General features: G+C 28.2%; 21 protein-coding genes. 3 read left to right on the forward strand and 18 right to left on the reverse strand.

Annotated elements, in window-relative coordinates; all coding sequences use genetic code 11:
* Positions 1–2 precede the first annotated feature (2 nt).
* The 6 genes from I2A75_RS01305 to I2A75_RS01330 all read right to left on the reverse strand — a co-directional run bounded on the left by I2A75_RS01305 (position 3) and on the right by I2A75_RS01330 (position 9,011).
* Complete coding sequence (locus I2A75_RS01305) at positions 3–236, reverse strand: hypothetical protein (protein WP_195262665.1); 234 nt, start codon at positions 234–236, stop codon at positions 3–5.
* A 344-nt stretch (positions 237–580) separates the two neighbouring features.
* Positions 581–1,639, reverse strand: coding sequence for a glycosyl hydrolase family 18 protein (locus I2A75_RS01310; protein WP_195262666.1), 1,059 nt, complete (start codon positions 1,637–1,639; stop codon positions 581–583).
* A gap of 13 nt (positions 1,640–1,652) precedes the next feature.
* Complete coding sequence (locus tag I2A75_RS01315; RefSeq protein WP_195262667.1) at positions 1,653–3,338, reverse strand: glycoside hydrolase; 1,686 nt, start codon at positions 3,336–3,338, stop codon at positions 1,653–1,655.
* On the reverse strand, positions 3,328–5,211 hold the full coding sequence (locus tag I2A75_RS01320) for a glycosyltransferase (protein ID WP_195262668.1): 1,884 nt from the start codon (positions 5,209–5,211) through the stop codon (positions 3,328–3,330). Before I2A75_RS01320 ends, I2A75_RS01315 begins: the two co-directional genes overlap by 11 nt.
* Positions 5,212–5,236: 25 nt before the next feature.
* Positions 5,237–7,801, reverse strand: coding sequence for a polysaccharide deacetylase family protein (locus tag I2A75_RS01325; protein WP_195262669.1), 2,565 nt, complete (start codon positions 7,799–7,801; stop codon positions 5,237–5,239).
* Positions 7,802–8,081: 280 nt separating this feature from the next.
* A complete protein-coding gene (locus I2A75_RS01330) occupies positions 8,082–9,011 on the reverse strand; it encodes a YafY family protein (protein ID WP_195262670.1) in 930 nt (309 codons plus the stop codon).
* Between the two features lie 147 nt (positions 9,012–9,158).
* Between I2A75_RS01330 and I2A75_RS01335 the strand changes: the two genes are divergently transcribed.
* Positions 9,159–9,587 (forward strand): pyridoxamine 5'-phosphate oxidase family protein, encoded by a 429-nt coding sequence (locus I2A75_RS01335; protein WP_195262671.1) that lies wholly within the window; start codon positions 9,159–9,161, stop codon positions 9,585–9,587.
* 202 nt (positions 9,588–9,789) lie between these two features.
* On the opposite strand, the gene I2A75_RS01340 is transcribed toward I2A75_RS01335, so the two are convergent.
* The 5 genes from I2A75_RS01340 to I2A75_RS01360 form a co-directional block, all read right to left on the reverse strand.
* On the reverse strand, positions 9,790–10,584 hold the full coding sequence (locus I2A75_RS01340) for a metallophosphoesterase (RefSeq protein ID WP_195262672.1): 795 nt from the start codon (positions 10,582–10,584) through the stop codon (positions 9,790–9,792).
* 1 nt (position 10,585) lies between these two features.
* Entirely contained in the window at positions 10,586–11,500 is a 915-nt protein-coding gene (locus tag I2A75_RS01345) for an ABC transporter permease (protein ID WP_243241910.1), read from the reverse strand.
* Between the two features lie 2 nt (positions 11,501–11,502).
* Positions 11,503–12,594, reverse strand: coding sequence for an ABC transporter permease (locus tag I2A75_RS01350; protein WP_195262673.1), 1,092 nt, complete (start codon positions 12,592–12,594; stop codon positions 11,503–11,505).
* Complete coding sequence (locus I2A75_RS01355) at positions 12,584–14,080, reverse strand: ABC transporter ATP-binding protein (protein WP_243241913.1); 1,497 nt, start codon at positions 14,078–14,080, stop codon at positions 12,584–12,586. Before I2A75_RS01355 ends, I2A75_RS01350 begins: the two co-directional genes overlap by 11 nt.
* Before the next feature lie 108 nt (positions 14,081–14,188).
* A complete protein-coding gene (locus tag I2A75_RS01360; protein ID WP_195262675.1) occupies positions 14,189–15,259 on the reverse strand; it encodes a BMP family ABC transporter substrate-binding protein in 1,071 nt (356 codons plus the stop codon).
* A gap of 258 nt (positions 15,260–15,517) precedes the next feature.
* Here I2A75_RS01360 and I2A75_RS01365 point away from each other — a divergent pair, with 258 nt between their 5' ends.
* Positions 15,518–16,198, forward strand: coding sequence for a cyclic nucleotide-binding domain-containing protein (locus I2A75_RS01365; RefSeq protein WP_195262676.1), 681 nt, complete (start codon positions 15,518–15,520; stop codon positions 16,196–16,198).
* Between the two features lie 421 nt (positions 16,199–16,619).
* Here I2A75_RS01365 and I2A75_RS01370 read toward each other — a convergent pair whose 3' ends face one another.
* The 7 genes from I2A75_RS01370 to I2A75_RS01400 form a co-directional block, all read right to left on the reverse strand.
* Positions 16,620–17,450, reverse strand: a complete 831-nt coding sequence (locus I2A75_RS01370) for an SUMF1/EgtB/PvdO family nonheme iron enzyme (RefSeq protein WP_195262677.1) — start codon at positions 17,448–17,450, stop codon at positions 16,620–16,622.
* Positions 17,451–17,784: 334 nt separating this feature from the next.
* Positions 17,785–18,426, reverse strand: a complete 642-nt coding sequence (locus I2A75_RS01375; RefSeq protein ID WP_195262678.1) for a glycoside hydrolase family 11 protein — start codon at positions 18,424–18,426, stop codon at positions 17,785–17,787.
* Positions 18,427–19,178: 752 nt separating this feature from the next.
* Positions 19,179–20,531 carry a 23S rRNA (uracil(1939)-C(5))-methyltransferase RlmD gene (gene rlmD, locus I2A75_RS01380; protein WP_195262679.1) on the reverse strand — a complete coding sequence of 451 codons (1,353 nt, stop codon included), beginning with the start codon at positions 20,529–20,531 and terminating at the stop codon, positions 19,179–19,181.
* A gap of 19 nt (positions 20,532–20,550) precedes the next feature.
* Positions 20,551–20,940 (reverse strand): RDD family protein, encoded by a 390-nt coding sequence (locus tag I2A75_RS01385; protein WP_195262680.1) that lies wholly within the window; start codon positions 20,938–20,940, stop codon positions 20,551–20,553.
* A gap of 36 nt (positions 20,941–20,976) precedes the next feature.
* Positions 20,977–21,648 (reverse strand): hypothetical protein, encoded by a 672-nt coding sequence (locus I2A75_RS01390; protein ID WP_195262681.1) that lies wholly within the window; start codon positions 21,646–21,648, stop codon positions 20,977–20,979.
* Positions 21,649–21,805: 157 nt separating this feature from the next.
* Complete coding sequence (locus I2A75_RS01395; protein ID WP_195262682.1) at positions 21,806–22,021, reverse strand: DUF350 domain-containing protein; 216 nt, start codon at positions 22,019–22,021, stop codon at positions 21,806–21,808.
* Positions 22,022–22,112: 91 nt separating this feature from the next.
* Entirely contained in the window at positions 22,113–22,790 is a 678-nt protein-coding gene (locus I2A75_RS01400; RefSeq protein WP_195262683.1) for a helix-hairpin-helix domain-containing protein, read from the reverse strand.
* A gap of 159 nt (positions 22,791–22,949) precedes the next feature.
* Here I2A75_RS01400 and I2A75_RS01405 point away from each other — a divergent pair, with 159 nt between their 5' ends.
* Complete coding sequence (locus tag I2A75_RS01405) at positions 22,950–24,218, forward strand: D-alanyl-D-alanine carboxypeptidase family protein (RefSeq protein ID WP_195262684.1); 1,269 nt, start codon at positions 22,950–22,952, stop codon at positions 24,216–24,218.
* The last annotated feature ends 136 nt before the right edge of the window (positions 24,219–24,354 follow it).

Consider the following 24,354-nt stretch of genomic DNA (forward strand, 5'->3'; position numbering starts at 1 on the left):
TGTTATTTTACGTGAAGTGTATAATAAAGACTCATTCCATACTTTGATTTTGTTTTAAATTCTGATTTTAAATAAGATTCTAATTCATTAGCTGTTAAACCTGTTTCTGCTGAATAAACTATTTTTATTCTATTACTATCATCAAGCACTGTAAGCTTAACCTTATCATCTTCAAAATTATCAAAGAATTCTCTTATAAATTTCATTTGAACTCCGTTTATTTCTACTTTATACATATCCTTGTCCCCCTACATTATTCTTTTTATAAACTAATTTTACAATATTTTTTTTAATAAAACTTATTTTTATAAATTAATAAAACAAATATCATTTTTTATAATTTGTTTTATTTTTGTAACATATTGTTATATTCATTGTAGCAACATTTTCCATAAAAATATACTCTTAATTTTATGAAACTTAATCAAATTTATAAATATATACTTTATACATTAAATATAAAATAATATATATTTATAAATATTACCTAAACCACCCCAAGTATACTTAAAATATTTTAATGTAATTAGTTAATAAAAAAGAGAGTTATAGAATTTTATAACTCTCCATTTTCTATATTTTAATTATCAAATAAATTTCCACCTAATCTCCACAAGCTAACATCATAGCCCTCTTCTTTAATAATTTCAGATAAATATTCTAATGTAACTTGATCTGCATACCATACTTCATGTTTAATATTTTCTTTATCCCTATAATTAAAATATAAATATTTGCTTTTATCATCTCGCTTAGCTTCTATGTTATTTTCAATTAATATTTGTTTAGCTTCAATTTCTGATACTGATTTAGTGTCGCCATTATCTTTCCAATCAAACCCGCCAGTTGGAATTGCAAAACTTTTTTCACCAGGAACTACTTTCATCTTATCTATTAACTCTTTAATAAACTTTTGGTTTGTTTTTTCTCCAGCTGCACTAAAGCCTCCATGCAAATTATAACACATCATTACATATGTAGGTCCCTCAGTAAAGTTAAGCTTATCTATAGGCGCATTCGGCTCTAAAACTACTCTTAATTTCAAATTATTATTTAAAGCTTTATTATATAATTGATTTATAAATAATATATAATTTTCCCATAATCCCAAATCATCTTTAATTTGCTCATAATCAATTTCAATACCATCAAATTCATATTCTTTAGCTAAATCAATTATATCACTAATATGCTTTTCTCTAGATAATTTATCACTAAGCAAAATATTTAATATCTCTTTGTCCTTTAGTGAAGATGTACCATCATCATTAACTACGTCATTTACAATAGTTATATATTTTTCATAGTTATATGACTTTGTCTTATCATAATATACTTTTAATTTTTCAGGAATAATTAAATCGTTGTTTTGATTAAAATTAACAGCAAAGTATGAAATACTACTCAACTTATCATTTAGCATATTTATTTCGCTATCTACATTTAAGTCCCAATAAACTATCCATGAAGATAAATTATCTATACTTTGAAAAATATCATTATTTTTCTCCTGAGAAATTATATTTGGACTCTTAATAGTACTATCTTTATTTAATGTCTTTTTTAAGAAGATAGCTCCAACTAATAAGATAACAATTCCTATTAAAATAAATTTTCCTTTATGTTTGTTAATATTCATTTTTACCTCTTGTTTATAAATATTTTATAAACCAATTTATAACCTTATTAAAGTATTTCTTTACATTGTATTTTATCAGATCCACTCCTTTTAAAGATGAATCGTATAATATTGTATCATTTATGTCAGATATCTTAAGCTTTTTAAATACTCCATCATATACATCGTCAGCTATATTTCTTTGACTATATCCATATTCTCCCCATTCTGATTCTAGATAAATACCACCTTCATTTGTATTTCTGACTTCTAATCCCTCTACTATAAGATTTCCATCTAAAGTCAAATTAAGCTTATTATCATTTATATTTATATCTATTTTTTTACTACCTAACTCTTTTATATCAATATCATCAATACTCTTGTCATCATTTAAATCTAGAGAATATAGTATTTCTTCATTTCCATTTAAGGTTTCTATAACCTCAATATTATTATTAACAAGCTTAACGCACAAACTATTTTTTAAATCATCACTTGTTCTAAAATATATAGCTTGAGAACCTATAACATTTCCATTTAACTCTGATGAAATTTTAAAATCTTTATACTTATCACTACCTAATAATTTAATAAGCCCAGTATCTTTTGGCAATGATGTTAATATTATAGTATCATCAATAAATTCTGCTTCTCCTTTTATTTCTTGAAAATCTTTTGCTTTTTCTTCATCCCCAACAATAAAATCTATATTTTCTTTAGTATCATCCCATATTCTCATTAATAAATGATTAGTTGACCAATATGCTTGCGGCTGTATTCTTGTTAAATCGTAAATGGAGCTCTCTCTTGTATTTAAAGAATAACCTTCTCTGTTGAAATTCATGTTAAATAATTCTTTAATCCATTTGCCATTTATTAAACTAACCTTATCATTTGTTCCAAATTGTCCTGTATTTGAATGCATAAGAGAATATAAATTTGGTACATTTCCAATCTCTTTAGTATAAATTTTTGATAACTCTTCATAATCACTATTAATACGATCTTCCATTTCACTATAAGTTTCCATTGGAATATTATATTCATCTCTTATAAAGTCCATTAAATAATGGTTATAGTTTCTATTGATTGTATCTGATAGCTTTGAAAACTCCAGTGAAGTTAATTGACCTAAATATTTATTATCTTTATCAAAAACATTTATATACTCAAGTCTATAACCATTGGTGCCTAGTTCCCAATAAGAACTATCAACTAATTCTAATAAATCCTTTGGCATTAAAAACTTAGGATCATTTTTTGCAAACTTATCTGCATAAGTAAGCATTGTAGCCTTATAATTATATTTTTCCATAATCTTTTGTGAGAAAATAGCAGTATCTCTTCTACCATCTTCAAATAATAAAAATAATGCTTTATTTGGTAGGCTTTTTCCCTCAATATAATAATCTAAAATATCTTGTTGTGTTATTGTCACATAACCATTATCCCGTAAAGCCTTTATTTGTTTCTCTAAAGCTCCAGTGCTTATTAATGTATCATTTCCTGTTCTATCTACTCCAAAATATGATACAGCAATAAACCCATTATCCTCACTACTTACTACTTCATTATAATCATAAGGCTTATATTCTGAAAATGTAAAAACCGCCTTTATAATTATTATCAATAATACAAATAATATTATTCCTTGAAATGTTCCTCTTAAAATCTTTATTCTATCTTTTTTCTCAGGAGAAAATCTTTTATTTTTCACTTTCAATTCCTCCCTTTTTATTAAATTTCTTTATAGCTTTTTTTTGCTCTTTTTTTCTTTTAGCTTCTATATCACTCGGAGTCATTCTTGTTCCCCATGTTGATTTCCAAAATGTTACCCAAGCTATAGGCATTTGCCAAAGTAATACAACTTCATAGTATAAACAAAATAGTAGCCCAAATATCCAAGTAGTACTTTTTCTAAAGAACATTTGTGCAAAGCTCATCATCAAAGCCATCATTAACACACCAACAAGAAAAGTTGTTGGAAACACCTTTTGAAATATCGGAACATAAATAAGGTTATATACTACTACTATTGGAGCTGCTAAAGGAACAAGTAGGCCAATATAAAAGAATAGTGACATAAATGGCTCCTTCTTCCACATAAACTTTCCACCTATAATAGATTCTCTAAGCCAAGATCTTTTCCATCTCATTTGTTGCTTTAAAAATACTTTATACTTATTAGGTACTATCGTTGAACAAATAGCCGTATCTTGATAGCTAGTTCTATGCTTGCTAAGGACAAAATTAGTCATTGCCCTATCATCACCAAATGTAGCTCTTTGACCTAAGAACTTTTGATTTCTCCAAGATTCCATATTGTCAATTATTATTTGTTTCTTGTAACATGAAAGCGGCCCTGATAAACATGTAACTGCATCAAAATAAGCTTCCGCTGCCTTCATTATTCTAAAAGCAATATAATATCTAACTGATTGCATCTTAGTTAAAGTATTAGTATATGTGTTGGCAACATCAGTTCTACCAGACACTCCTCCCATTTTAGGGTCTTTAAATGGCTGTACTAAATTAATAATTGCAAATGGATCTAAAAAGCTGTCTGAATCAACAAATACTACTAATTCATGTTTTGCATTTAATACTCCTGTGCATAGTGCTTCTCTTTTTCCCATATTCTTTTCTTGTACAATGTATTTTAATCTTTCTTTAACATCAAATCTTTCTTCTTTTTTTAATTCTTCTACTATTTCTTTGATCTTTTCTACTGACCTATCATGTGAACAATCATCTACCACTATTACCTCTAATTTATCAATAGGATAATCTTGATTAATGCAACTTAAGATTGTTCTTTGTATCCATTCCTCTTCATTAAAACAAGGAATTATTATCGTTACTCCTGGAGTATAACTAGTATCTATAGGTACCGGTTTATATAAGGCACCGAATAAATATCTACTTAATAAAAATACAGCAGCTATAATACTATATAAATAAATCCACCTGTTAAATTTAAAGTAAATTATACTTTCTGCCCTCATCAGAATTATAAAGATGCTTATAAAAAATAATATTAAACTTGATGTAAATAAAAAATATTTATCTTTTTTTCTATTCGAATATTCTGATAGTGTTTCTAAAAACTCTAGTCCACAAAGTATATTTCCATTCTCATCAATTGTATCTCTAACTTTTTTAGCCTCTATATTTACCTTCATTTCATATCCTTCAGGCATGGCTCCAGGTAATATTTTAAACTGTAATTTTACTTTATCTGCTTCACTAATTATATTTAATTGTTCTTTGTCTTGTAATTCTAATAGCATTCCTGTAGTAGATATATCTATGGACTTTGCTATAAATGTTATATCACCTTTCGAACTTTTGCATCTAATCTTAATATCAGTTTGCATTAGATATCTTATTCCTGCTTTATTACCATCAATAAATGCAGTTGAATTATCTTTTCTATCACCTAATATTTTTTTCCCTCTACGATCAGTCCCATTCCTTATTTTTTCCTTATCTGGAACATTAGATAATAATCTTCTATCTCTTCGAGGTCTTAAAAGAATATCATTGGTTATTTCTGTGTTACTTTTTTTTCTTCTGTAGTTAAACCTCACTCTTCAAACTCCTCTTCTTGTACTTTTACTTTTCTAAATAATCACTTAGCTTCGCAATTTTATACTTCGTTCCATACACTCCATTTTCATTATTGGTAAGAAATTTATCTAAAGCTTCTGCAGTATAATAGCTTTGATTATTAAAATGCATTATAACTATGTTACCCTTTCCTTCTACTAACTTAGGTTCAATTGCATCTAAAATTTCTTGTGAAGAAGCACTTTCATAGTCGTGTGTAGAAATATTGGCACCGACTGAATAATTGTATCCACTTTCAAATACTGCTTCTAATCCTGCTTTTCTTACTAATAATGTTGGTGGTCTAAAATACTGTCTTAATGAATCTAAATCACCTATAACATTTGACATAACCTCATAAGACTTTATTAATGATTTTTTTAACTCTGCCTTATTAGTATCTAACAGCTCATGATTATAGTTATGACTTCCTATATCATGACCATTTAATGCAATAGTTCTAAGCAAATTTGGATTAATGTTAGATATACCACTATTAACATCTGAATACTTTGCAATAGTAAAAAATGTTGCTTTAACATTATGCTTATTTAAAACATCCAATATTTCATTTACTATCGGATCTCCGCCCCAATCATCAAATGTAAAAAATATAACACTTTCACCATTAGTGTCTATAGTTCCAGTCCTATCAATATTTAGCTTCTCATCATCACTAAAATCTTCTAAACTAACATCTTTATTTCCTATATAGTTAGTATTTATCATCTTTAAAGCTTCCTCATAAGATCTCATTTTCATAGATCTAATGTTAGTTACAATATTATATCTTCCAAAATTTGATTGACCTTCAAAATTACTTTGTATATTCTTCAATGGAACTACTGAGTAATTTAAAGGCTTTTTATCTAATAAATATGTCTGCAGTTCATTACTATATCTATGAGCATAACCATTTTTTACATAGTTCTCTGTTAGTAACTCAATCAAATTTGGAACTACATTATCATCTTTAAACAAATCAGAATCTAATCTAAAATATACTATTTCACCTTTACTTAATGAAAGATATGAATTTACATTAAAATAGTCTTTTATAATTTGCTCTGCATTCATATCTTTGTATTTGTGTATAATCGGCGCCTTTGTATAAGTAATTAATTCATAATTTTCAAAACCTTTAATACTACTTATTGCAGATATTGCTTCTTGAACTTTAGAATTCGAATAGCCATATCCAGGCATATATGAATTAGTTAATATACCTCTCTCTTTTAATAACTTATCCACTTCATATATTTCTTTACATATTTCTTCAGAAGTCTTATCTAATAAATTAGAGTTAACTGTTATTCCGCCATTTCCAATTTCATGTCCATGTCTTAAGATCTTTTCTATTCTATCTGGATAGTTTATTATTTCATTTTTAGTAACAAAAAATGTTCCTTTTGCATTATACTTATCAAGACTTGCTAATACCTTATCTAACACCATCTCATTGCTTACTCCTCTAAAGGTATATGATAAAGCTTCTTGAGTCGTATAAAATCTTGAAACTATAGGGGAAATCATCCCATTATTTTTATCTATTAACTCTTTAAAATTAATCTCATCCACATTATTTTTATTCTCTTCATAATTATCATTATTAATACTATTGTTATCATTCATATTTCCTATTGTTGTATCATTCAGCTTGTTATTATTTAATAATTCATTGTGTTTTTTAATACTTGGAAATTCTTTTATCTTAACTGCTAATTTTTCTTGCTCCTTAATAGCTTTTAATACCCATTCTACTATTTCAGTAATATTTCTTTCCTCTTCTTTATCTACTGTGTTTTCTTTTATACCTGCTTCCTTATCTATAGCTGGCTTTTCTTCTAAAATTTCTTTATTATATTCAAAATCATTAAGAACCCCATCTAATTTTATAGATAAAATAGTTCCATTTAATAAACCTTTTATATACCCATAAGCTTGTTCATAATTCTTAAAGCTTTGATAACTTAAATAATGATCTGTATTAACAACATATTTATTTCCCGCTGCAAAAGCAGAAGCTAGTATATTATCATTATAAATTGTTGAATTACATTTCAATAATTCAGGAGTTGTATATGTAATAGTCTTTAAAATTTTATTAGTAGTAGAAAAATCTGAAATTAAATCTTCTTTTGGCAAGTTTTCCATATTATTAATTTCTGAAAGCGTTCCACTTCCTATATCATGTCCACCTTCTTTAATACTTTCAACTATACTAGAATCTTCAGCAGCTTTTATTCCAGGAATAAAAAAAGTAGCCTTAACATTATATTTATCTAGTAAATCTACTATTTGTTGCATAGTTTCTTTATTATTAATTCCTTCAAATGATAAAGAAATTATATTTGATTTAGTATCTATATTTGTTATAACTTCTGATTTTTTTGTAATATCAAAATTTTTTAATGCATCACTAATTTCCTTTGATGCATCATATCTATTTTTTTTAACAATATTCGGAATTACTCCATTAGTATCTATGTTGTAATTTTTGTATATATAAACTCCTATAAAAGTGCTAAGTATTAATGCTCCTATAAGAATACTAATGTATTTTTTCTTCATTGCCTTCTCCTTACTTATAAATTTATATAATAATTATACTTATTTTATATATTCTTTATCATATTAAACTCCTTGAATTTCCCCCATAATATTCCTAGTATTAAACTTTTCAATTATATATACATCTTCCAATATATATATTTTTATACAAATAAATCTTATCAAATATCTTTTTATTATACAAATAATATTCTATAAGTGTATATAAATTTAACACATAAAATTCTTTATTATTATATTAATATTATAAAATAAAAAAAGCACCTAACTGGCGCTTAAACTAATTATATATATCTAACATATTTTTTATTCTTTTAATAAGTTCTTGTCGTATACTAATAGGTTCTAAGCATTCACATTTATTACCAAAACCAAGCAAAAGATTGTATCCAAAATCATCATTAATAAATGGAAAATCTATAAGTAATTTATTATTTTTATAGGTCTTAATATTTTCCTCACCACAATGCTCTATCATTTTTTCTCTAAGGGATTCGTCCACTAAAAGTTTTATCATAATAATATTTTTTTCTATGTAGTCCCAAGAACCTAATGATCTTAAATTAAATTCCCTTGTAATAAAGCTTTCTTCAATAACCTTAAGTTCTGAAATACGAGATAGCTTAAACACACGAAAATCTTGTTTTGAAATACAATACCCTTGTAAATACCAATTTAATTCCTTTAATATCAACTGATAAGGCTCAACTTTTCTGTTACTCTTTTTGCCATTACTATCAAAATAATTGAAGATTAAAATCTTTTTATCATTCATAGCCTTTTTAATCTCTTCAAGATTAGTTTTGAAATCTTTATTTCCTATCCATGGAGTAAGATCAATAGAAACTTGATTTGATTTTAACTCTACCTCTTTCATATGCTCCTCTGGAAGTAATGCTTTTATCTTTGCTAAAGTGCCTCTAATTTCCTCCTTTGAAAAGGTAGATGATATACTACTAAGACCTATTAAAAGCGTTGCTATATCCGATTTGGTAAAAATCTTTTTATCTATCTTATACTCATCCATAATTCCAATCCCACCATTAACTCCAGGATATGTGACTATAGGAACCCCGGCTAAACTTATCGCTTCTATATCTCTATATATAGTTCTTGGTGTTACTTCAAACATTTCTGCAAGCTCTGATGCACTTATCTTTTTACGTTCTAGTAATATCATTATAATTGATACAAGCCTATCTATCTTCAATTGAAATCACCTCTTATTTATCATCCCATATTTAAATTTATTTTATCATATAACCATGACATAATGATGTCATGGTTATATGATAAAATAAATTTACATTGATCAATGAGTATTGATAATAAAAATAACTTAAAAAGGAGAATTAAAATGGAATTAATACAAGAATTCATTAGAGTAATAAATGAAACGAATAGGATTGCCTTAGCAACTAGTGTAGATAATATACCAAATGTTAGAATAGTAAACTTTTGTAATAACCCTCAAAATAAAGGTGTTGTATACTTTTCATCCTTTAGAAGCCATCCAAAGACATTGGAACTTTCACAAAATAATATAGTAACATTTACAACAATCCCTTTATCACTTGAAAGCAGTGAGCATATTAGAGTAAAGAATGCTACAGTCAAAAAAAGTAATTTAACAATATATGAATTAAAGGATGAGTTTACAAAAAAACTACCAGGCTATGATGATATAATAGAAAAATTTGGAGAAATGTTAGATGTTTATGAAATTAGTTTTAATGAAGCTACTGTAGTTTTAGACCTGGGTAAAGGTGGCAAAATAACTTTATAAGAACACTCTTATAATTTTACAACGGAGTTTTTTCTATTTCTACTCACCGCTAGAAGCTTTCCGGAACCACAGGTCGAACCTATGGTATTCTAAATACAAAAATATGGAGCTGTTACAAACAGCTCCATATACTTAATGCATGATTAATACTCTTAAAATTTTGAATTTAAAAATCCTTTAAAATATAAATTTAAATATTATATTAAAACTTAACGTATGTTAAAAATTCACTTTTCTCTAAAGCATCTATAACTTCTACAAACATTTCACCATTTTCATATCTACAAAGATTACATCTAGTTTCCTCTTCAAATCTAACACTTCCATCATATTCATCATATCCAACGAAAGAAAGACTCCCTGATGTAAAGTAAGGTTTTCCAGCAAAAATTCCTTTGTAAGGATGATGTGTATGTCCAGAAAATATACCCTTAATCTTACTTTTATTAATAATTTCTTCAAACTCTCTATTAAAACTAACAGATGGTAAATTAAATTGTTCTTTTAAAAGATGATGATGAAGCATGAGAATTACATCCTGTTTTGAAGATTTCTCTAATTCATTCTTTAGCCATTTACATCTGTCTAAATTTATAATTCCATTACTATTATGATATTCAGAATTATCAAAGCTTATTATCTTAAGATCTCCTATTTCCATAGTAGTATTATAAGGCTCATCCTTTGATTCTTCATTAAACCATCCTTTATAAAACTCCTTTTTATTATCATGATTTCCCAATGTAACGATATAAGGAATTTCTCCAAATAAACTATCTAAGTTTTCTTTTAGACATCTGTAATCATCACTTTTTCCCGATTCAACTAGATCCCCAGTAATCATAATAAAATCTAAAGTACTTTTATCTACTTTTTCTAATACTCTTTTTATTTGAATAATTGGGTTAGTCATATTATTAAAAATTGAATTATATCCAGAATCCTCTTTTTTATATTCTCTTAAGAAATGAACATCTGATAAGTGTAAAAATATCATGCTACACCTTTTTAACCTTCTTTTTTCTATTCCTTATGCTAAATATAACCAAAGCAACTACTGTAGCTACATACGGAATAGATGCTGTTATTTGTGTTTTTAAAGATGTATTTTGAAGTACATTTCCTGCTGCTTGTGAAAATCCAAAGAATAAACTTGATAATAATACTCCTATCGGATTTGATCTTCCTAAATTATTTGCGGCCATGGCTATATATCCACGTCCTGAAGTTATATTTTGTATAAATAAAGTTACACTTCCCATTGATAGTAAAACTCCGCCTAGACCACATAATAAACCTGATAAACTTATTGTAAGGAATTGATATTTTTCTACTGGAGTTCCAAGACTTCTTGCTGCTTCTTTATTTATTCCTATTGCTCTTAATCTATATCCTAAAACTGTTTTATATAAAAATATATGCATTCCAATCGCTAGTATAAATGCTAAATAATCAATTATTGTTAAACCTGAAAGCATCGTTCCAAGTACTGGTATATCCTTAACAAAAGGTATGTCTATCTTTGTAAGACTAACTAAGCTTGGATCAGTAAATACTCCTTTAGTCTTAAATATTATATAAAGTAAATATGTAGTTACGCCACCCATCATCGTATTAGTCGCCATACCAACAACAACTGGAGAAGCCTCTAGCTTAATGATACAAAAACCAACTATTGCTGAAACAATCATTCCACTTATTGCTCCTGCAAGGATAGATAAAAATACATTATGAGTATAGTAATTAGCAACAATACTAAAAAATGCTCCTGTTAGCATAGTTCCTTCCATTGCAATATTAAAAATACGAACTTTAGTACATATTGCTGCTGCAAGAGTTACTAATAAAATAGGTGTCATCATACGAATAGTAGAGTTTACTACTACTGCTAAATAATCTATATTCAATTCCATTTTTATTGAACTCCTTCCTTAGTTGATATATTTTTCTTTTTCTTATACCACTTAACCACAAACTTTGCAGTAATTAATAAAGTTATAATTCCTTGAATAATTGTAGTTACTTCTGATGGCACTCCCATACTTCTTTCTATTGTGCTACCACCTGTTGTAATCCCAGCCAAGAATATAGCACTAATTAAAATACCAATAGGATGATTGCTAGACATTAATGAGGCTATAATACCTGTCCATGCATATCCTGGAGATGTTATCATAGAGTCTACATAACGATATCTTGAACCTAAAACCTCACAAGCGCCTCCAAGACCTGCTATAGCTCCACTTAACATTAATACAAAGTACATCATCTTTGTACTATTAATTCCACCATAATTTGCAAAGTTTGAATTTAATCCTCCCATTTTGGCCTTGTATCCAAAGCTTGTCTTCTTCATGATAAATAGTATTAATAATACTACAATTAATGCAATTACAAATCCCCAATGTAATGAATAACCCTTAAATATCTTGGGTAGTATTGTATCTGTTAACTTTTGTGTTTGAATAGCAGAAGAATCTACTGCTAATGGATCTTTTACTACATATGTTGTAAAATATGATGCAATATAATCTGCAACATAATTAAGCATAAGAGTTATTATAAGTAAATCAAGCTTAAATCTCTCACTTAAATAAGCAGAAAGCATTGAATATAATATCCCTACCACTGCCCCTGTAATAAGAGCTACAATTACAACAAATACTGCTGGTCCTGGGCAATTAGCAGCCACAACTGCTGATGTAAATGCTCCTAAAACCATTTGTCCTGCTGCACCAAGACTTGAGTATCCAGATCCCCAAGCTAAGGCTCCTGCAAGACCAGCAAAAATAATAGGAACTGAACGTGTTAAAGTAGTTGTTAAATAGTACAGTGAACCGAATCCACCTTTAAACATTCCTATAATTGCTTCAAAAGGATTAAATCCTGAAAAAGCAATAATTACTCCACCTAATATTAATCCAACAACTATTGCTTGTAATGGATGTTTTAATGGTTCAAATAAAGTAATAAATTTACTTTTTGCTAATGAACTTTTACTTTTCATTTGTTTTTCCTCCTACCATTAAAAGACCAAGTCTTTTTTCATCGATACTTCCTCTTTTAAATTCTCCAGCAATTTCGCCTTCATAAATAACATAAATTCTATCACTTAAGCTCATTATTTCGCTTAATTCTGAAGAAACTAGTAAAACACTATCTCCATTATTTCTTTTTTCCACAAGTTGGTCATGAATAAACTCCATAGCTCCAATATCTATTCCTCTTGTTGGTTCACATGCAATAAGAAGCGGTGTGTCCATAGCAATTTCTCTTGCTACAATAAGTTTTTGTGCATTACCACCTGAAAGTTCTTTAATCTTTTGATTAGGCGAATCAGCTTTCACAAGGAATTTAGAAATTAATTCTGTTGCGTGGCTTGTAACCTTTTTAATATTTAATATTCCTCTTTTTGAGAACCCATCTTTATCTTCAAATCCCATTAAAGCATTTTCTGATAAAGTAGCTTCTGGTGCACTTCCCCAGAAATATCTATCTTCTGGAATATGTGCAATTCCTGCATCCCTAATTTCCATTACCTTTTTATTTGTAATATTCTTTTCATTAAGTATTACTTCTCCTGAATCCACGTGATCAAGACCAGTTATACATCTTATAAGCTCTGATTGACCATTTCCTGATACACCTGCGATACCTACAATCTCGCCCTTTTTTATATGTAAATTAATCTTATTTAATATTTTCTTTTGGTGTTCTCCATTTAAAGTTAAATCTTTAACTTCTAATACTAATTCATTTGTCTCTTTATCTGGAATTACTCTTGTTAATATTTGTCTTCCAACCATTAGATAAGATAATTCTTCTATGTTTGTATCCTTTTTAAGTTTTTCTGCTACTACTTCCCCAGATCTCATTACTACAACTCTATCTGAAACTTCCATAACTTCATTTAATTTATGAGTAATAATAATTATACTTTTTCCTAGCTTAGCTAATTGTTTCATTGTTTTTAAAAGCTCGTCTACCTCAATAGGAGTTAGAACTGCTGATGGCTCATCAAATATAATAATATCTGCATTTTGATATAGAATTTTTAAAATTTCAACACGTTGTTGAAGTCCAACAGGACAATCTTCTATAATAGCCTTTGGATCAACCTTTAACATATATTTCTTAGAAAGTTCTTCTACTACTTCAATATTCTTCTTGTAATCAAAGAACACTCCATTTTTAATTTCATTCTTATAAACTATATTTTCTGCAATTGTCATTGAATTAAAAAGCATGAAATGTTGTTGAACCATTCCAATCCCTTGTTCCATAGCATCTGAAGGATTATGAAAGTCCATCTTTTTTCCATTAATATATATTTCACCTGAATCTGGTCTTTCTAATCCATAGAGTATTTTCATTATTGTCGATTTTCCAGCTCCATTTTCACCTACTATAGCCAGAATTTCACCCTTGTTAAGATTTATATTTATCCCATTATTAGCTAATACATTTCCATATTTTTTAACAATATTTTTCATTTCTAAAAGCATAATAAATCTCTTCCTTTCTAAGTGGTTTCAAGCATAAAACAAGGGCAAAGCAAACTGCTAAAGCCCTTAACTAAATATAATATATCTATTATTTTATTATCTTGAAGCTTCTTCAGGAACTTCAATTGAAAGCTCTCCTGATATAAATTTGTCAGCTGTTTCTTTTCCTACTGAAATAACTTCATCTGTTATAACATCAGTATTTCTGTAATTCATATTTTCTGGAGAAACTCCTACAACTCCAAAAGCACCTTCTTTTAATCCAAGTATTTGTGCTCCACCTTTTAATTCTCCTGCTAAGAATTCATCAACTACAGTATTTACACATGCTGCTGTATTCTTTATTAATCCACCAATAATATGTTTATTATCAGCTGTTGTTTGGTCAATGCTTAATCCTGTTGTATAAATAGGTGTACCTTTCTTTTCTAATTCAAGAGCTGCTTGATATATACCTGAATTTGCACTAGCAGAAACTCCCCCAAATATGAAATTTGCTCCTGCTGCTTTTTGTTGTAATGCATATTCATATGCTAAGCTTGTATCATTATAAGAGTTTGTATAGTTATACATAAACTTTGCATTTGGATTAACAGATTTTACGCCTTCTGCAAAACCATATCTATATTTATATGTAGCTTGTGATTGGAATGATGAGACATATCCATATAAACTTTCATTTGGAAAAGCTGTTGCAATCATAGTTCCAAGTACATAACTACCTTCTGCTTCATTAAATCCTATACTTGTAACCTTCTCATTAGAAGCTGTTGTATCTATAACCGCATATTTAGTATTTTCAAATTCATCTGCTGCTTCACTAAATGGATCTGCTGCTTGCCAACCAATACCTATTATTAAATCATAACCTTCATTTGATGCTGCTCTTGTATTTTCTTCCCAAGCAGCTGTGTCTGTACATTCAATTGATGTCCATTGGAATCCATACTTATCTGCTGCATCTTTTAATGCATTATAAGCTTGAAGAATAAATTGCTCTGTTCCAATTGTGTCTGAAATCAATGCTACTCTTAATTTTGAATAATCTCCGTTAGAAAATGCGTTTTCAACTGATGTACCATTAGCTGATGTAGAGCATCCTGCAAAAACAAGAGTTGACATAATAAATAATAAACAAATAGTAAATTTCTTCATGATTTTTTTCATAACTCATCCTCCGTATTCAACTTATGCCTTTATTATAATAATTGTTGAACATAAAAAATATGACATAGGTCATATTTTTCGAAAAAACTATATATTCATATTATTTTTATCAAAAACGTTCGTGATTTTCAACAGGATATTTTTTACACTTTGCTTTATTATTTAATTATCTAATTAAAACCTTTAGACTAATTGAATGCTAAAGAACCTTATGATAAAATATTTATTACTTAATAATATTATATATTTGGAGGTCTTATGGAAAAAATTGAAAGTAACTCTCTTTTTAATAAATATGTGAGTGAAACTAACATTTTAGATATATTTTCAAATGATATGATTGATAAAATGGATTTTTTCCATTTCAATAAAGGTGATATATTAATAAATGAAGGTGAATGTTCGGATTATTTGTTTTTTTTGGTCAGCGGGAAAATGAAAGTCTTTTCTCATTCTAGCTCTGGAAAAGTAATGTTTGTTTCTCATTTTAAATCCCTACAAATTTTAGGAGAAACCTGCAGCCTATGGCAAAAAGCACCTACTGCTTCAGTTCAAGCTACCACTAATGGATACTGTATAGGAATATCTCTTATAAGATATAGAGAAATTCTTTTAAATGATGTGAAATTTTTAAGATATACTTGTATGAACCTTGGCGAGAGGCTTAGCTATATGAATAGTAATACTTGTATCACTATGTTTGATTCATTGGAAAATCGTTTAGCTTCATTTATACTAAAAAACTCTAAAGATAATATTTTTCACTATAATTTAACTGAATGTGCTGAACTTTTATGTACTAGTTATAGGCATTTATTAAGAGTTCTCAATGCTTTTTGTAATAATGGTAAGTTAAGTAAAACAGGTAAGTATTATAAAATATTAGATGAAGAGTATTTTATAGAAATTGCTTCTGATTCTTATGATGTGAATTCTTAAATATAATCTACAGTAACTATATTTATATCTATATTACATAGCATTCAAAATATATTCTTCTTACTTATACGAGAGAATAACAAATTTACATATTTATTATTTTATGTTACTAGAAATTGCAATTTCTAGTATATTTTTTTCAAACTTGACAGCAATCTCATATACTATAAACTTTCAAATATATTATTTAATTATATACAACTAAATAATATATTTCTACATTAATAAGATATATTAAATATCGGAAATTATATTTATGATAACGCTTGTATGGAATTCCTTCATACTTAAATAGAGAACGAAGGAATTCTATACACCTATATAACCTCCCCTTGGAGAAGCTAATGTAAAATAAAAAGGATTTATCTTTTATTTAAGTCTAGTAACATATGATCAATTTATAATATAAGTAATTTCACCTCTACTCGCTACGACATACACGAAATCCTTGATCTGGCCCCTTACCATTTGCATCGTACTTTCCTATGAAAGAAGACTCGCAACAGATGACATCACCAATCCATCCGCCCCCTTTACAAACTCGGGTTGAGATACTAGTAATATCAAAGCTTTTATACCAATCCCAGCACCATTCCCTTACATTACCTGACATATCATAAAGACCTAATTCATTTGAATTCTTCTTTCCAATTGATTTAGTTTTATTATTGTTTTTTTCTATAGCAGGCCAGTTCCAGTCTCCTGCTAGATATTCATCTCCAGCATTTCTCCAATTCCATGCTACTTCATCTGAATCATTACTTCCGCTATATGTGTAACTCTTACTAAGTTGCCCTCCGCCCGCTGCATATTCCCATTCCTCTTCTGTTGGCAATCTATAACCGTTAGCTCCTTCATTAATTGATACTGTCCACTTTATATCATCATTATTATTCTTATTATTCGGATCTTTTTTATTCTTATCTATATTGTAATATGGCTTCAATCCTTCTTTTATGCTCCTTTTATTGCAGTACTCAATGCAGTCATACCAGCTCACCATTTCTACAGGCGAATTCTTTCCTTTAAATTGTGATGGATTACTTCTCATTACATCAATCCATTCTTTTTGAGTTACTTCGTATTTCCCAATATAAAAGTTCGATATTGTTACATCCTTCCCATAATAATTAGACTTTGTATTAATGAAAGTTCCACCTTTAACTAATACAAGGTCATTAGGTTTTGCTTGTGATTTCACTCCCAAAACAACCATTATTGTAATTGTAAATATAATCAATAATTTTTTCATTGATATATCTCCTTTAAATTTTCCTTTAGATAATATTTAAGTAATATGCAGATAAGTATTTCTTTTAGGTATATAGAATAACAATTCAAATTTATCATATATATTTCGTACGATAAGAATCTATATTAGCCTAATAAAAAGGCTTATTATATGAATGTATTAGTGCAATATTTCGGAAAATAGAGTTGTAATTTGATTCGTTATTTTTTTGATTTTACCTTAATTAATAACTTTTGCTTATAATATTAATTAGCCGTAGCAATCAATAAAAAGCATTCTTAGTAACTCTAAAAATAGTTTGTTAACAATAAATTTCCTATTTCTAGAAAGGCCATTACCACACTGTTACATTAGCACTTCCGCTACTTTGGTATCCTTCTGTTGCTATTACTTGGTAAGACCAATTAGAGCCTAGACTCATTCCCTTACTTCCCCATGCATCAGCATGATTTTTCATAGTTATAGAATTATTAGTACCAAGTGATCTTTTTGATTGCCTAACACTCCAGAATTGTTGGAAAGTTGCAGTACCATCTATTGAAGGTGCATTATATCTAGTAGTTTGGTATATATCATATGTGCCTCCATCACTAGTTACAGTACCCTTATAATTTCCTGTAGGTCTATAAGTTCCCCAGTTATCAACAACATAATATTCTATAAGTGAGTTTCTTGTCCATCCATATAGAGTCAAATATGCATTGCCAGAAGGTTGAAACTGACCAGCATTATAATTTGCTACTCTAGTGTATGATCCCGAATTCCATCCTTTACCAACAACAAAATTACCGCAATTTGACCATGTAACACTATAATTACCGCCTGAACCATTAACAGGATTTACTGTTCCACCGCCATCAGTCCAATTTTGCCAGTAGTCTGTAGCTGCCTGTGTTGTTTTTACGTTTACAACTGAAAGCGCAAGTGTGCAACACATCAATGATGATAAAAATAATTTTAATCCTCTTTTTTTCATTATTAAATTTCCCCCTAATTATATTTATTTAGTTACTTTAAAAACCAAAATATTTCTATTTGTTGCTACTCACCTACATACTACTTGAATATTACCTTTTATAATTACTTTTTTTATATTTTACGTCATTTTCTTTTCAGTAAATTGCTTTTCCTATGTTATTACATGAACTTCTAGATCACATCCTTTCTAAAAAATTTTCTTTGTCTACTAACAATGATACTCTCAGTAAAAAATAAAAGTTTTCTATCGTCATATAATAAAATAACAAATTCAAATTTGTTATTTACAATCACAAAATATTTATATTATATATTCATTTATTTTATTCATCATAATTCGTTTCCACGGAACTAAATTAATTTTTAAAGTTATCATTCAATAAGTATTCTTAATTTATATATACCTAAAAAATATATATCTACTCATCTCCATACTGATCAATCCACTCATATGCAATTCCCTCTAAACTTACAGCTTTAAATCCATTAGGCAGAACATAAACTTTATGCTCCTAAAAACATTGGATCTCTATACATTAGAAATGATATTACAATTGAATCTTTGATTCACGATGCTAGTCATGAATCAGGTATACGTACAAAAGTAGAAAATGTAATTTTTTATATATCTTTAGGAGGGCTTGCGGAATTGTGGAATTGTGGAATTGTGGAATTACTGAAGAAACTTTAGTCTAGTCAAATACACTATAAAAAAAAGAGTTAAGCAATTATCTTGCTTAACTCTTGTATTTATTTCACTAACTTAACAACAACCTCCGCATGAGGAGTGTTAGGGAACATATCCTTAACTGTACTTTGGACAACTTTGTATCCTGCATCTATTAAATCCTTTAGGTTTTCTACTAAAGTTTTTGGATTGCATGATACATAAATTATTTCCTTAGCATTGAATTTAATTACATATTCTAATGCTTTTGGATGTACTCCACTTCTTGGTGGATCTAGGATTATGATATCCGGCTTATCTTTAACAGTTTTTATTATTTCTGCAACATCACCTGCTAGGAACTCGCAGTTATTTAAATTGTTTAACTTTGCATTTTCTTTTGCTGCTTCTACAGCTTCTTCTATAAGTTCTATTCCAACTACTTTTTTAGCGTTCGAAGCTGCAATTTGACCTATAGTTCCTGTTCCACAATAAAGGTCAAAAACAACCTTATCATTTGATTCTCCCATAAAATCTCTAACTATACTATAAAGGCTTTCAGCCCCCTTAGTATTAGTTTGGAAGAATGAAAATGGTGATATCTTAAATTGTAAACCTAATAAATTTTCTGTTATATAGTCTTTTCCAAACAATAAATTTACTTTTTCAGGTATTACAGCATCTGAAAAGGAATTATTTTCAGTGTGTAATATAGATACTAAATTTCCTTTATAAGTTTGTGATTTTAGTAAATCTACATACTCTGATAAGTCAAAATCTATTTGCGTCGTAGTGACTATATTAACCATTAATTCACCAGTATTTATTGCTTTTCTTATAACTAAGTGTCTTAAGTAGCCTTCTCTTTTCATAACTCTATAATAAGGTAATTCCTTATCCTTAAAATAATTTACAGTTTCTCTTATTATAGTTCTAAAATCTTCATCAACTATTAAGCACTTATCAACAGTTATAATTCCAAATGATTTTCCTTTCATATGCATGCCTAAAGTTAATTCTCCACCTTTTTCGAAATCTCCAAAGGTAAACTCCATTTTATTTCTGTATTCCCATTGTTCCTTGCTACCTACAACACCTAAATACTCTCCCATAGGTATATTAGCATCTTCAAATAATGCCTTAACTTCTTCACTTAGTAAATCTAATTGCTTATCATAAGTTAAGTTTTGTGATGTACAACCACCACAAACTCCAAAGTATTCACAAGATGCATCTATCTCATAATCTGCTCTTTCATCTACTGATAAAAGTTTTAACTCTGCAAATCCTTCTCTCTTCTTCTTTACTCTACCACTTACCACTTGTCCTGGGAAAGCACCCTTTACATATATCTTTTTTCCTTCTAAAGTGCCTACTCCAACGGATGGAAATTCTGTTTTATCTATTTTAACTTGTACTGTACTTCCTTTTCTCATGCTATCTCCTAATTAATGTTTATTTTAACATTGTTTTTTTTCCTATAGTTCTTCCAAGCTTTGTTGATTCACAAATTGTGCTATATAGAATATTAGTTATTACATATATTATCAAGAACATTGGTTGTCTTTGTGCAATGTAAAAACCTGCGAATTTTAATAAAAAGTCAAAAACTAATAATAAAAGTAAAGCTAATGCTATAGCTACTATTTGATCTATAGTTGCAGCTAAAAGTCTTTTTATAAACTTAACTGCCTTTCCATCTTCTTTTACTTCTTCATTATTTACTTCTTCGTTATTTACTTCTTCGTTATTTACCTCTTCGTTATTTACCTCTTCATTATTAATTATTTCATTATTAGCCATTCCCTCTTCATTATTCATTACTACATCTTCTCTATCTACCAATTTTATATCCTCCTAAATTAAAAGTTAAAGTATGTACTATTTTTTAAAATCATAGTTTTTAGAATCTAATTTGTATAATAAGAAATCATCCTTTATCGTTATTGTTTCTACTAATCCATTTACATTTGTTTCTATAGTTCCATTACTATTTTGGTTTACAACTATATCTTTTATTTGATTATCTAATTCTGAGTAATCTCTTTCTGGATTATTTGTCATAGCTTCTGAAAATAATGCTATGGATGTTTCTTCAAAATTGAATTTGTCTTCAGTTTTTATTTGGTCCAAATCTAACTTAAATCCTATCTTTAGATTTAAGCTTCCACTAGCCATATCTGCCCCATACATCTTAAATCCATAATACATACTTTCCATTCTATTTGGTTCAGGATTTAAATTGTCTATATATATATGGTTATCGTTAATTGTTTCTCCATTTTCTTCTGTAACTTTTTCTTCCTTAGAATATTCTAAGTCATAAAAAGTAGCCACCTCTTCTATTCTTGACATTATTTCATCATTTAAAATAGTCACTTGGTCTTTTGTATAATCTTCTGCCCATACACCTTCACCTATAAATTGCTTTTCTTCAACTTTAGGTGGTTCTTGAACTGTTTTTGCTTGTTTATCATTTGAATTTCCGCTACACGCCACTAATGATGTAGCCATTATTCCGCTAATTACAATCATTAAAAATTTTCTTATCATAATAATCCCCCCTAGGATTTTTTAATCTTATGTATTTATAGTTTCCTAAATCCAATTTATTATAACACTAAAGTGGCTATTTTAAAAGCCTCTGTCACATAACTGCCATAATAGCAAATGGACAAAGATAAATTTTCTCTGCCCATTTTATTACTAATTATTTTACAACTTGTGATACTATTATTGCTATTCCAATTAAAGCTCCTGCTAAAAATATAGCTATTGCTATGTTCCCCTTCTCTAATTCTTTATTAAAATCAGCTGGTATTATTGCATCAAATATCTTGTATCCAATTACCAATACCAATATTCCGACTGCCCCAAATAATAAACTTAATCCTAAGTTCATAAGTGTACTTAAAACTATATCCATATCCCATTCCCCCTTCAATTTAGATAGTTATATAATTAATTTTATCACAAATATCAAATCTATAATATAACATATTTTATAATTTATAGGATTATATTGTTATTTTATCTTTCATCTTTTCGAAAGTCTTATCACCTATTCCTTCTATATTTTTCATTTCATCTATTGATTTAAATCCTCCATTTTTTTCTCTGTACTCAATTATACTTTTTGCCTTAACTTCTCCTACTCCATTTATTTTTTGAAGTTCTTCTAAAGTGGCAGTGTTAATATTAATGACTCCATTTTCTGAAGTGCTCCCATTATTAATATTTGTATTATCATTAACATTTGCATTTGATAAGTTATTCTTATTTGGTATAACTATAAGTTGATTATCTCTTAATTTATCCGCTCTATTTATTTTCTCTATGTTAGCCTCATCAGTTAGCCCTCCAGCTTTAGTTATTAAGTCCCTAATTATACTTCCTTCACTTATTTCATAAACATCTGGATTAACAACTTCCCCTTTTATTTCAACAACTATCATTTTAGTGCTTTGGGGAGATTTATTTTTTCCATTTACTTCTTTAATAGGCTCTGCACTTACTTCTGCACTATCCTCAGCATGAGATTCTTCATCTACAAATATATTTTTCATATATTCATCTTTAAATACCTTAGATTTATTTCTTCCATACAAGATAAATGATGTTAATATACATATGAAGACTAGTATAATTAATACTATATTTCTCTTTGTTAAAAATTTTTCCATTTTTTTATCCATAAATCACCTCTAATTGATAAATCTTTATCTTAATTATTAACTTTTTATTAACATTTTAACTAAAATTTACTTAATTATTCATAAAATATAGAATGATGTCCTTATTTCTGATAAAATATTTTTGTCTATATGTAATAAGTTTATTATGGGAGAATTAATATGAAAAAATTTATGAGAAAAATCTTCCTATTCACTGCTTTTATATGCAGTGTTTTTGCTGTAAATGTAAAGGCTACTGAATTACCTCAAGTATATTCTGAAGGTGCAGTATTAATGGATGGAAGAACAGGTAAGGTTATTTATTCTAAAAATGAGCATACTCAATATGAGCCTGCCTCAACAACTAAGGTTATGACAGCATTAGTTGTTCTAGAAAATACAAAGTTAACTGATAAAGTTACTATTGGTGAAAAACCAACTCTAGTAGATGGATCTGCAATTGGTATAGCTAAAGGAGAAGTTTATACTGTTGAAGAACTTATGCTAGGCCTTTTATTAGAATCTGGTAACGACTGCGCTGAAGCATTAGCTGAACATGTTTCTGGATCTAATGAAGAATTTGCAAAACTTATGAATGCTAAAGCTAAAGAGCTTGGTGCATTAGATACAAATTTTAAAAACCCAAGTGGTTTACACGAAGATGGGCACGTTACTACAGCTTATGATTTAGCACTTATAATGAGGGCTGCTTATCAAAACGAAGACCTTGTGAGAATTGCGCAAACTGAATCTCACAAATATGTAAATCATCCATTTTCTGATGGTAGTGAAAAATGGGCTACAAATAGAAACCAGCTATTTAATGAATATACTCCTTATTATTATCAATATGCTTATATTGGTAAAAATGGATATACTCCAGAAGCAAATCATACATACACCGCTACTGCTATGAAAGATGGACAATTTTTAGTAGCAGCATTATTAAATGCTACAGATAAGGATAACTTTTATACAAATATAGGTCCGTTATTTAATTATGGATTTGATAATTTTGAAACTATAAAGCTTATCAATAAAAATGATGTGCTTGATACATATAAAATTAATGATGATATATCTATCCCTTTACTGGCTAAAGAGGATTTATATTATACTAAATCTAAATCAGAAGGAATACCTTCATATACTGTAGATTATTCAAAAAAGGATATAAGTAAGAAAAATATAAATAAAGGGGATATTCTTTTAAAAGCTAAAATAAATATTAATGGAGAAACTATATCGTCCTTAGATTTGGTAAGTGGAGCTAATAGAGAATATAATAGTCAGGTTAAGATAAAAGAAAAATTGTCTAATTTAGTAACTACACCTAAATTTATTGTCATTGTTGTAGTTGTAGTAGTTATTTTAGTAATTCTTATTAGATACTTATTTTTATCTATAAAAAGAAAAAATCTTAGAAGAAGAAGACCTAGGTTTAAATAAGCTTGAAGTCATAATAAAAGAAAAGTGTGTTGTAAAATGATTTATAAGTCATTTTACAACACACTTTTCTTTTATTAGTAAAATATACATTGTAGTTACTTTTATATATAAAAAAGTAACTACATCTCTGCATCTA

Source organism: Clostridium sp. 1001275B_160808_H3 (assembly GCF_015550425.1).
Taxonomy (GTDB): Bacteria; Bacillota; Clostridia; order Clostridiales; family Clostridiaceae; genus Clostridium.

What these genes read in the sequence shown, in the direction of transcription:
- I2A75_RS01305 (WP_195262665.1), bottom strand. Translation starts at nt 236, where the DNA reads ATGTATAAAGTAGAAATAAACGGAGTTCAAATGAAATTTATAAGAGAA.
- I2A75_RS01310 (WP_195262666.1), bottom strand. Translation starts at nt 1,639, where the DNA reads ATGAATATTAACAAACATAAAGGAAAATTTATTTTAATAGGAATTGTT.
- I2A75_RS01325 (WP_195262669.1), bottom strand. Translation starts at nt 7,801, where the DNA reads ATGAAGAAAAAATACATTAGTATTCTTATAGGAGCATTAATACTTAGC.
- I2A75_RS01335 (WP_195262671.1), top strand. Translation starts at nt 9,159, where the DNA reads ATGGAATTAATACAAGAATTCATTAGAGTAATAAATGAAACGAATAGG.
- I2A75_RS01340 (WP_195262672.1), bottom strand. Translation starts at nt 10,584, where the DNA reads ATGATATTTTTACACTTATCAGATGTTCATTTCTTAAGAGAATATAAA.
- I2A75_RS01345 (WP_243241910.1), bottom strand. Translation starts at nt 11,500, where the DNA reads ATGGAATTGAATATAGATTATTTAGCAGTAGTAGTAAACTCTACTATT.
- I2A75_RS01350 (WP_195262673.1), bottom strand. Translation starts at nt 12,594, where the DNA reads ATGAAAAGTAAAAGTTCATTAGCAAAAAGTAAATTTATTACTTTATTT.
- I2A75_RS01355 (WP_243241913.1), bottom strand. Translation starts at nt 14,080, where the DNA reads ATGAAAAATATTGTTAAAAAATATGGAAATGTATTAGCTAATAATGGG.
- I2A75_RS01360 (WP_195262675.1), bottom strand. Translation starts at nt 15,259, where the DNA reads ATGAAAAAAATCATGAAGAAATTTACTATTTGTTTATTATTTATTATG.
- I2A75_RS01365 (WP_195262676.1), top strand. Translation starts at nt 15,518, where the DNA reads ATGGAAAAAATTGAAAGTAACTCTCTTTTTAATAAATATGTGAGTGAA.
- I2A75_RS01370 (WP_195262677.1), bottom strand. Translation starts at nt 17,450, where the DNA reads ATGAAAAAATTATTGATTATATTTACAATTACAATAATGGTTGTTTTG.
- I2A75_RS01375 (WP_195262678.1), bottom strand. Translation starts at nt 18,426, where the DNA reads ATGAAAAAAAGAGGATTAAAATTATTTTTATCATCATTGATGTGTTGC.
- rlmD (WP_195262679.1), bottom strand. Translation starts at nt 20,531, where the DNA reads ATGAGAAAAGGAAGTACAGTACAAGTTAAAATAGATAAAACAGAATTT.
- I2A75_RS01390 (WP_195262681.1), bottom strand. Translation starts at nt 21,648, where the DNA reads ATGATAAGAAAATTTTTAATGATTGTAATTAGCGGAATAATGGCTACA.
- I2A75_RS01395 (WP_195262682.1), bottom strand. Translation starts at nt 22,021, where the DNA reads ATGGATATAGTTTTAAGTACACTTATGAACTTAGGATTAAGTTTATTA.
- I2A75_RS01400 (WP_195262683.1), bottom strand. Translation starts at nt 22,790, where the DNA reads ATGGATAAAAAAATGGAAAAATTTTTAACAAAGAGAAATATAGTATTA.
- I2A75_RS01405 (WP_195262684.1), top strand. Translation starts at nt 22,950, where the DNA reads ATGAAAAAATTTATGAGAAAAATCTTCCTATTCACTGCTTTTATATGC.